This is a genomic window from Mesorhizobium sp. M5C.F.Cr.IN.023.01.1.1, assembly GCF_003997585.1.
Lineage (GTDB): Bacteria > Pseudomonadota > Alphaproteobacteria > Rhizobiales > Rhizobiaceae > Mesorhizobium > Mesorhizobium wenxiniae.
In genome coordinates, this window is record NZ_RZSU01000077.1 from 22,490 (window position 1) to 31,656 (window position 9,167).

The 9,167-nt window shown below is 63.1% G+C and carries 9 protein-coding genes and 1 pseudogene; 3 read left to right on the plus strand and 7 right to left on the minus strand.

Features of this window, described 5'->3' with window-relative positions:
* Position 1: 1 nt before the first annotated feature.
* The 5 genes from EOA78_RS25355 to EOA78_RS25375 form a co-directional block, all read right to left on the minus strand.
* A complete protein-coding gene (locus EOA78_RS25355; protein WP_127317504.1) occupies positions 2 to 403 on the minus strand; it encodes a DUF3085 domain-containing protein in 402 nt (133 codons plus the stop codon).
* 15 nt (positions 404 to 418) lie between these two features.
* Positions 419 to 1,021 (minus strand): DUF1419 domain-containing protein, encoded by a 603-nt coding sequence (locus EOA78_RS25360; RefSeq protein ID WP_127317505.1) that lies wholly within the window; start codon positions 1,019 to 1,021, stop codon positions 419 to 421.
* Between the two features lie 181 nt (positions 1,022 to 1,202).
* Positions 1,203 to 2,126: a DUF3991 and toprim domain-containing protein gene (locus EOA78_RS25365; RefSeq protein ID WP_127317506.1), complete on the minus strand. Its 924-nt coding sequence runs from the start codon at positions 2,124 to 2,126 to the stop codon at positions 1,203 to 1,205.
* A gap of 216 nt (positions 2,127 to 2,342) precedes the next feature.
* Complete coding sequence (locus EOA78_RS25370) at positions 2,343 to 2,525, minus strand: hypothetical protein (protein WP_127317507.1); 183 nt, start codon at positions 2,523 to 2,525, stop codon at positions 2,343 to 2,345.
* 387 nt (positions 2,526 to 2,912) lie between these two features.
* A complete protein-coding gene (locus EOA78_RS25375; RefSeq protein ID WP_206533498.1) occupies positions 2,913 to 4,061 on the minus strand; it encodes an MFS transporter in 1,149 nt (382 codons plus the stop codon).
* 132 nt (positions 4,062 to 4,193) lie between these two features.
* Between EOA78_RS25375 and EOA78_RS25380 the strand changes: the two genes are divergently transcribed.
* From EOA78_RS25380 to EOA78_RS25390, 3 genes are all read left to right on the plus strand, one after another.
* Positions 4,194 to 5,075, plus strand: coding sequence for a LysR family transcriptional regulator (locus EOA78_RS25380; RefSeq protein WP_127317509.1), 882 nt, complete (start codon positions 4,194 to 4,196; stop codon positions 5,073 to 5,075).
* A 57-nt stretch (positions 5,076 to 5,132) separates the two neighbouring features.
* A complete protein-coding gene (locus EOA78_RS25385) occupies positions 5,133 to 5,888 on the plus strand; it encodes a hypothetical protein (protein WP_245477740.1) in 756 nt (251 codons plus the stop codon).
* Between the two features lie 259 nt (positions 5,889 to 6,147).
* Positions 6,148 to 6,357, plus strand: a complete 210-nt coding sequence (locus EOA78_RS25390; protein ID WP_107652739.1) for a cold-shock protein — start codon at positions 6,148 to 6,150, stop codon at positions 6,355 to 6,357.
* 96 nt (positions 6,358 to 6,453) lie between these two features.
* On the opposite strand, the gene EOA78_RS25395 is transcribed toward EOA78_RS25390, so the two are convergent.
* Positions 6,454 to 6,777: a Dabb family protein gene (locus EOA78_RS25395; RefSeq protein ID WP_095488762.1), complete on the minus strand. Its 324-nt coding sequence runs from the start codon at positions 6,775 to 6,777 to the stop codon at positions 6,454 to 6,456.
* Positions 6,778 to 7,174: 397 nt separating this feature from the next.
* Positions 7,175 to 9,167 (minus strand): annotated as a pseudogene (locus tag EOA78_RS36180) (hypothetical protein); the annotation flags it as partial.

Consider the following 9,167-nt stretch of genomic DNA (forward strand, 5'->3'; position numbering starts at 1 on the left):
GCTAGTCTCGCTCGATCACGAAGAGCTGCATCGAGTCATGTAGGAACGCGATACGCAGATGCGTGCAGCCGGGACTGGCTGCGATCAGGGCCTCAAGGCCTTCGGCGTCGAGGAAATCCACGCCGTCATCGCCGCCGAACGTCCGGCGTTTGACCTCGAACCAGTCGTCGTTCTTGCGCGGATCGCATTCCTCGGCGTAGGCGACGAGCGGCTTCGCCCCCTTGGCGAGTTCGCCGTTGGAGCATAGGTAGACGCCGTGGTCTCCGACGAGCCAGAGGCCGGGCTTGCGGCTGTCGGCGGCGGATAGTCCGAGGTGGGGATCGCGGAAGCCGCCATTGGCTTCAGCGTCGGCAATGCCGCGAGCGATGACCTCGCGGAGGGCGGAGATGGTGAAGGTCAACATCATCTCACGCCTCCGTCACGCCGCGATCGCGTCTGGGAGATGGCGCAGATGCACGGGCAGCTTCGCCACGATCTCCGCATCCGTAAGGTCGTCCAGCAGCTTCAGCGTGGTGCCATGTCGGCCCCCATAAAACATCACCGTGCGCCTGCCGCGGTCGCGTTCCGGCCAGCGCTCACCGGCGTAGCCGCGATAGGCGTCGTGGGTGCTCGACCAGATGTGCTCCAGACGCTCCTCGCGGGTCATCGCCCGAACGGGACGGGTTTCGCGTTCCACGATCGCATCGCGCATCCGCTCAGGCGCGCCCTTGTCGAGCAGGTCGCAATAGCCGTGGAAATACCGCATGCGGCCATCGATGTTCAGCGCGCAGAAGATGCTGGTGATGCGGTCGGTGAGAAACTCACGCAGCGCGAACATCTCGCCTCGCATCCAGAGCGGCGGCAGGATCTCGAACATGTAATCGTGCTCGGCCTGTGAGATCTCGAACCATTCGCCGCCGTACAACGCACTGGCATCGTCCTGGAAACGATCAGGACGTTGAGCGTGGCGATCGAACATGCGAAACATCTGCCGGCAATCGGCGATGCCCTGATAAACCTTGCGGACGGACAAGCGGGTCATGGGTGGGCTCCTTTCAGCCTCGTCGGGCTGGAGCGCGGCTCATCCACTCGATGTCGCCATCCTATTCCGCCCTTCCTGACCCCTCTTCCGCGGCCGTCTCTCCGTCCGGCCGCGTCAAGGGTAAACCTGCGCCCGCTTCGCGGCCCTTGACCCGGCCGGCGGGTGCGGCAGCCAGGCTTCTTTATTTCCTCTTTTCTCCCTTTCCCCGGTTCTTCACCCTTGCCTTGAGTTCGGCGTTCCAGTCCTCCTCGTGCGGGCGGAGACGTTCGAAGCCGCAGTTCGCCTCGCCGGCGACCGCTTCGAGGCGAACCGCGTAGGTGTCGCCCTGCGCGTTGTTGTCCGTGGCGGCGACCAGCAATAGGCCATCCCGCGCCGCCAGCAGCCGGATCGCCGCATCGGTGGCAGGAGCCCAGCCGCCCCCGGTACTGACATAGAGGCTATCGCGCCGAGTGCTCTCCAGCGCGGCAAGACTCATGGCGTCGATCGCGGCCTCGGTGACACAGAGACGGAGCGCATCGCAGAAGCCAAACCGGAAGAGCACCTTTGCCCCGCCGGTCGAGAAGCCACGCCATTCCGGACCGCGTTCCTCCCAGCCGGTCACGACCCCCTCCCCCTCGCTGTGAGCGGCCCACATGCTGCCGCGAGGCCCCTCCCGCAGCAGATCATGACGGATGGCGGCGCTGATCACGGCTTCCGGAAGCTGGCGGTCGTCGCGCAGATAGCGCCATGTCGTCGATCCCGGCCACGGCTTGCGGCGGGCGCTCCAGCGTTCGGCGACGCCGAGATCCGGCCCGCGCTTCTGCGCCTGCCTTTTCCACACAGGCTCGCGCGGCTCGTAGCCGACCAGCCGGGCGACCAGCGACTTCGCCTCCGCGAAACCGACCCCATGCAGATGGGTCATCAGCGAGAACACATCCCCCTTCGCGTCAGAGAGCGGATCGAACCAGCCTTTTCCGTCATGGATCACGATGACGATCTCGTCGCCGCGCCGGTATTTGACCGCACGTCGGGTACTCTCCTTCAGGTCGATCGCGTAACCGGCCTGATCCAGCGCCGCCGCGCAGGCCACCCTTTGTCGAAGTTCCTCGAGTTCGTCCTGTTCCATGTCCCTCTTTCGTGCGCCGCAGGCGCCGCCTTCCTTCAGGTTTCTTTCCCGCACCTTGCGGGACGCCTTCCGGATGCCGCGAAGAGCAAAGGCGGCAAGGGCGCGGCTGGCAATGTGTGTTTTTGCACCTCGCGCCGTCGCCCGCGGGCCAGCGCGGCGCAGCTTCCCTTGCCGGCGCAAGCTCGCAAGTGGCACCTCCGGGAGGAGGAAGCCGGCTCAATGAGCCGGCCCGTGTTCAAAGGGATCGTATTCGGCGAGGGTCTCGACCTCATCGTCGTCGAGTTCGGCGCTCGGCAGGACGCCGAATTCGTCGCCGGAGCGGAAGAGCGTGACAGGAACCATCAGGGTGCGGGCGAGCTGAAAGGCGTGGTTTTGGGCGAGGGAAAGATCTTGCGACATCTGAGGGCTCCATCTCTGGAGCGGGCCAATTCCCGCTCGATGGCTCCTCAAATGTCTGGCTCCGGGCGCGATCACCGCAGAGGCGAAGCCGGCGCGGCCGCAGCTTGCTAGCGGACCCCTTCAGGGGTTGATCGTGGAAGATCCGGAGCTGGACCAGGAAGCCATCTCAAGAGAGCGGGATTGGGCTGCGGGCCGAGCCCGCGTGCCGCCGGATCGGCTCGCACATTGAACACGAGCTGGACTTGGCAGATTTCCACCACGAGGTCCCTTTCCAGATGTTCGAGGTCCGAGGCGGGACACGCGCGGCAGTCTCCCCCAGTCGAAGCCAAGCGGTTGTAGTTGTCTCGACATGCATTGCGAATGGCACGATCGAGCCTATCGCGGACATCAGCGGATTTGATGCTTCTGCCATTCCGGCTCGACAGGCCGAAATAGCCAGAGGCCACCGCAGAGAGCCGTCAGATAGACAACCGCAGCTGCCCCGAAAAAGCCCTTCGCGCCGAGCGCATTCATCATGCCGCCGGCGACGACGGGGCCGATGACGGCAGCCAGAGCATAGACAGAGGCAAGGGCGGCGGTGGCCGCCGTCAGCATCTCAGCCCGGAAGCGGTCACCGATCAGCGCGAGCCCAGCGGTGTAGAGCCCATAATTCGCGCCGCCCCAGACCAGCATCACCCCGGCTACCGGCCAGAATCCCATACCTGGTCCGGAGACCAGCGGCAGGGTGCAGGCGAGCGATAGGCCGCAGCAACCAAGAACCGTGCGGCGGCGGCCAGCCTTGTCCAGCGCCAGCCCGATCAGCGGCTGCCCGATCACCAGGCCGACATGGAAAACCGCGGCGAGCAGCACCGCCTGCGAGACGTCGAAATCGCGATCGAGCATGATGACCGGCATGAGGCTGATGGCGATGGCATCAATCATCGAGGCGATGAAGAGAAAGCCGAAGGCTAAAGGAAAGGCTGTGATCGCCGACACGATGTGGCGCGCCGATCCCGGTGCCACCAAGCGGCTCACCGGCCGTTCCACCGCGGCGAACGGGATCAGCGCCATCAGCGCTATCGCGGCGCAACCGAGGAGAAGCGCGGCCGGGCGGTCGGGCATCAGCGCGATCATCGCGGGACCGAGTACGAAACCGAGGGCATTGGCAGCGGTATAGACGCCCATGATCTGCCCGCGCCGCTCTGGCGCCGCGGCCGCGTTCAGCGCCGTTTCGGCGACGATGAACATGAGACCCGCACCGCAGCCCAGAATCACGCGGGCCGCGAAGACCGGCCAGAAGTCCCGCAGGAAGGCCAGTGCAACGAGCGCCACCGCCAGCAGCCCCACACCTGCCATCGCCGTTCGACCCGCGCCCAACCGGCGGGCGAGGCCGGGCACCAGCACCACGCCGGTCATGAGGCCGAGGCCGGTCGCTGCCGTATTCAGGCCATTGAGCGCGCCTGACACGCGATCCGATAGCAACAGACCCAGAAGCGGATAGGTGGTGCCCATCGCGAGGCCGTAGATCGTCACGCCGAGGATCAGCGCGACGATCATCCGGGTTTGGGGGTTCTGCGGTCGGGTCATGGCCTCCTCCTGGCGATGGGGTGTCCGGGAGATGCCGCGAAGTGAGCTTTCACTCAAACGATATTTTTTGCCGCAAGCGAACGCTTTTGTTATGCTGGTCTCATGCGCAAACTGCCCAACCTCAACGCCACCCGCGCCTTCGAAGCCGCTGCCCGGCATGGCAGCTTCGCTGCGGCGGCGGACGAACTGGGCGTCAGCCATGCCGCCGTCAGCCGCCACGTGCGCAATCTGGAGATGGAACTGGGCGTCGAACTCTTCGAGCGCCACGCCCGCCATGTCGTTCTGACCGGCGAAGGCGGCTTCTTCGCCCGCACCGTTGCCCGGTCCTTCGCCGATCTGGCGCTTGGCGTCGGGCGTCTGAAGCGCGGCACGGCCAAGGGAACAGTGATTCTGGATGTGGAATCCGATCTGGCGGTCTTGTGGCTCATGCCGCGGCTGACGGCGCAGGCGCTGGACGCGCTGCAGCTCAACGTCGATCTCCGCTGCCGCCCGGACCCGCCGCGCAGCCTGCCAGGCGATGTCGATCTGGTGCTGACCTGGGGACCGGCGGCGCTGATCGGCTTTCGCTCCGAGCCCTTCCTTGATCTCAATGCGTTCCCGGTCGCGTCGCCCGCATTGATCGCCAAGGGGCCAGATCCGGCCTCACCAGGCTTCTACGCCGCGCACAGGCTGATCCACGAGCGTGGACTCTACTGGTGGCGACGCTATTGCGAAGCGGCAGGCGTCATGCTGGACGATGTCGACAACCACCTGTTCTTCAACCGCACCCACCTGTGCATCGACGCGGCGCTGCGCGGTCTTGGCATTGCCATCGGCGACCATCTCTCCTGCGGCGAGCATCTGCGGTCGGGGCGTCTTTTTCAGCTTCCCGGCCCGGTCCTGCCGGGACGGGAACAGTATCATCTGCTGACCCCTGACACGACGCACCTGTCACGGCCCGCGCGACAAATGCGCGACTGGTTGAGGAAGGCAGCGCAGAAATGAAAGTGACTGGCTGAAAGAACTCAGCCTGGATTGTTGCTGTTGCGGTGAAGGCCGATTTTGGACAACACTGCCCCCGGCAAATCAGGGTGTTCCGCCCGCGATCTTGCTGTCAGCAAAAGAACGGTCGAGGTTATCGTGAATTCGAAAACGCGTGCAAAGAGCATCGTCGAGGGAAGTGGTGCGATGAGGATAGTGGACCGGCTGCGCTCCTGCTGGGGGTTCAGTCCAAACGTTGATCGAAATGTCACCCTGGTGGACGGCTTTCTCAACGGCAAGACCGTTGCCGAGCTGGCGCAGGAGCATCGCCTTTCAAAAACAAGGACGCGCCAGATCATCGAAAAGGCCGACCGCCTCGTGGGCGGGGGTATCTTGACCAGGGCCGAACCGTCCGAGGCTCCGCCACGATCCGATTTCATGGCGGCCTATCGGTACGTATGGAGCCTGGCGGAGACGCACCGGCTCGGGAGCGTCGCGCCACACCATTTTTTCAAGGAGCTGCAACGCGCGGGATCACTGGAACAGCTTGTTGACCGCATCAAGCGATATCCCAAGCGCGCTCCACTGACATCCGAGCTCATACGCCTCGTGTGGCTGAAGGAGACGGGCGAAAGCCCCTGGTCGGCTATGAAGCGATCGAAGATCACGATTGTGGAACCAGGCTGTGCGGCTGATCATCCAGATCGCGGGCTTCATTGCCAGCGCGCGCTGGAACCGGCTGTCCAGGAATTGGTTGAGAGCGCCGCGGCGGCCGGATGGACCAATGACGAGATCGCGGGTGCACTCCTCGAAGTCGCGCGCGCACATCAAGGGTGACAATGCGCTGAGAGGTTACCGTGCATCCGGGCCGAGGGCGGACGGGAGAGCGGTTCGCCAGCCATTCGCAACGCGCATGCCTCGCCGGGTCGACCGAAGAGCGCTACTCCAGAAAACCTCTCGGCCGTGACTCGACCGAGATGCAGAGGGCACAGGCGAAAGGCTGACAAAGACAACCGTCATTGACGTGTTCAGGGCGATGGTTAGATTGCCTCCGCGGGTGAGAATTGCCCGCCTTGCCAAGACAAGGAGTAGACGCGTGGCTACGGGTACGGTGAAGTGGTTTAATGCGACAAAGGGCTTTGGGTTCATCCAACCGGACGCCGGCGGAGCGGACGTTTTCGTTCATATATCTGCCGTGGAACGTGCCGGGTTGAGGAGCCTCGCCGATGGCCAAAAGGTCAGCTATGAGGTCGAGCAGGACCGGCGCACTGGAAAATCGTCAGCTGGCAATCTCCAAGCGATCTAAGGTGCTCTCACTCTGGACGCTTCCGCCAGCCGTGTTTCCCGCTATCATGATCCGGCTTGTGCAGCATCCGCTTCCCCGGCAACAAGCGCGTCGTGCTTACTGGCGCGCGTTCTCGCCCAGCGACGTCCTTGCCGCAGCGATCTCATAGTCGGCCGCAAACCGCAATTCGCGCAGCGGCCGCACTCGCTTGATGGCCTCCTGGTATAGCGGATGCGCCTTATAGGCAGCGAGCTCGGCATCGGTGCCGAATTCGCCGTAGACGATGACGTCGACTTCCTTACTGGCGGGATCGCTCTTGCGATTCTGCGCGACTTCGAGCCGGCGTGCGTGCGGGATCTTCGTCAGCAGTGCAAGCCCGTCCAGGATCGGCTCGAGATTGCTGCTGCTCGCGGCAGTGAAGAAGACGATGTGTCGGATCATGATTTTCGTTTGGGGCTGGTTCCGATAAGAGAGGCGGACCAGTATCAGGCGGCCACAAATCCGCAACGCAATTTCGCCAATCCTTAAAACTGAGAGGCGGAGAGGTAGCGTCATCGCCCGGGACCATGTCCTTCGTTGAGAGGACCCCCAAGCCATGCAAATCTCCTCGAGCCGAAGCTAGAGGCTGCTTCTTGCCGGGAAGCGGGCCGAAGCCGGTGCTTCATGCTAAATTCTGACAAAGCGTAACCGCTCGTGTACCCAACATGCCAGGCACGTGACATTCCTCAAAGTGCCTGTAAACGGCTTGGCGCTTCGGCGCTGATCGGCGAATAATCTTTGAATTGGTCACGGGCGGTCACGGAGGGACCCCGGCTTGCACCATCTCGGGATCGACGTCTCACGCAGCTCGGCGTTCCTGGACGAGTGGCGCGGCCAACTCGTGTATGCGCGCATTAGGACAAACCCGCCGGGCGATGTCGCAAAGATGCTGGTGATGCGTCAGATAAATTACCTGACCCACTTTCGCCATATCGGCGAAGAGCCGGAAAGCTTCCTCCGCCCGAAAGTCGTCGAACGTCTCCATGATGTCGTCGGCGATAAAGGGAACCGGGGTTCGAGATTGGGCGAACTCGTGGTAGCCGGCAACCCGGAGCGCGAGATAGAGTTGAAAACGCGTTCCCTTTGACATTTCCTGCGCCAGCTTGGAACTCCCATCAGCTCCGATGCCAATAAGGACTTCGGTGTCCTTGTCCGGCTGGGTCGCCAGACCACGATAGGCGCCGCGGCTGATAACCTGAAAAGCCTCCGAGGCGCGAAGCATCATCGAACTGCGATGCTTGTCGCGATAGAGGCGCAAGGCTTGCTCGGCCGCGACGATGCCGGCCCTGAGGCGGAAGTAGCTGAATGCCTTATCCTCGATTTCCAGGAGGACCGTTCGCCGTTGCTCCTCAAGAGCAGCCACGGCATTGTCGCCGTCGACAGCATCCACCTCGTCGGACGCTTTGCTGTATGCCGTAAACAACTCTCGTACGCGCCGATCCTGATCCTCAAATCGGGCTCTGAGTTCTACCTGCTCAGCCTCCAGCGCATGCCGATCCGCGGCGTCAAGCATCTGTTCGACATCGGCCATGTCCTGAATTGGCAGCGCCTCGCGGATTTCGCGTTCGATGATATGACAACGACGGCGCAAGTCGCTCCTTTGCTCGATCATGCGCAGCTTTTTCTCGACCTCCTGCAAGGAAGTTACTCCGAACAGCTGCGTCATTTCAGATTTGCGTCGCTCGCAAATCTCGATTTCAGCCTCCAGGTCCCGGCTTTTGAGGCTCTGATCCTCGAGAGCAAGCTGCTTGGATTCCTTTTCCGCCTTTTTCGATCGGGCCTCTTCCACTCTGGCGGACATCAGCGCCCAGAGGCTCAGGGCACTCTCTGCTGGTCGCTCCAATCCGAGTTCTGCGGCCATGACGGCAAGCTCGCGCGAAAAGGCCGCCTGATCGTCCTCCATCTTGGCGATGCGATCTGCCAAGCCGGCTTGCCGTTGAGCAGCCGGGCCGAGCTCGGCTAATCGGTCCATGACCTCCTTGACGGTCACGAGGCTGGGGATAGTGCCGCCCGCCCCGAGCCAGCAGCTCCTGCAAACCTCAGCCCATGACGCGTCCCATCGCGCCTCGTCGGCGGATGCCGTTTCAAGGGCTGAGCGGCGGGAAGCCTCCTCCCTTTCGCAGCGTTCAAGCTGCTCCCTCAGATTCTTGTGTTCGACTTCCAGATCAATGGCGGATTGGGCCGTAGCCAAAAGCGCTTCATAGGCGTCAGAATGATCATGGGAAACGGCTGCCGCCGACAATGCCGCCGAGAGCCGGTTGTGCGCCGCCGACGCGTCCACTTCGGCCTGGCGTAAATCACCTTCCGCCTGCCTGAGCAATGCGGCTGTCGCGAGGACCGTTTCGCGCCGGCGCAGCCATGCCTCAAGCCCACTTGGCGTGATCTCGTCCGAAATAGTCGGAGCCATTTTCCGAGCACAATCCAGAATTTCGGCCCTGATGGCTTCGCGTTTCGACTTCGCCGAGTTCAGCAGCTCCGCTGAGCGTTCCAATTCCGCTTCCGCGACGGCGAGCCTCTGACAGGTTTGATTGAGCTTCGCCAGGTCGCTCATGTGTCCCAGCCGTGCGCTGGTGATCAGGTCGTCTTTCCGCAGCTCAATCTCGAACGCCGCAGCGGTCGATTCATTGAGTGCGTCACGATGCGTGGCCCATGCTGCTTCACGCGCGGATCGCGATGTTGCTGCCTCGTGGTCGCCCACAACCCCGGTGGTATTCTTCAGTGCATCCAGTTCGGCTCGCAAACGCCGCTGCTCACTCGTGAGGCGCCCGCTGTCATCGCTGTGGCGATCGATC

Coding starts and splice junctions, on each gene's coding strand:
- EOA78_RS25355 (WP_127317504.1), bottom strand. CDS start 403: ATGTTGACCTTCACCATCTCCGCCCTCCGCGAGGTCATCGCTCGCGGC.
- EOA78_RS25360 (WP_127317505.1), bottom strand. CDS start 1,021: ATGACCCGCTTGTCCGTCCGCAAGGTTTATCAGGGCATCGCCGATTGC.
- EOA78_RS25365 (WP_127317506.1), bottom strand. CDS start 2,126: ATGGAACAGGACGAACTCGAGGAACTTCGACAAAGGGTGGCCTGCGCG.
- EOA78_RS25370 (WP_127317507.1), bottom strand. CDS start 2,525: ATGTCGCAAGATCTTTCCCTCGCCCAAAACCACGCCTTTCAGCTCGCC.
- EOA78_RS25375 (WP_206533498.1), bottom strand. CDS start 4,061: ATGATCGTCGCGCTGATCCTCGGCGTGACGATCTACGGCCTCGCGATG.
- EOA78_RS25380 (WP_127317509.1), top strand. CDS start 4,194: ATGCGCAAACTGCCCAACCTCAACGCCACCCGCGCCTTCGAAGCCGCT.
- EOA78_RS25395 (WP_095488762.1), bottom strand. CDS start 6,777: ATGATCCGACACATCGTCTTCTTCACTGCCGCGAGCAGCAGCAATCTC.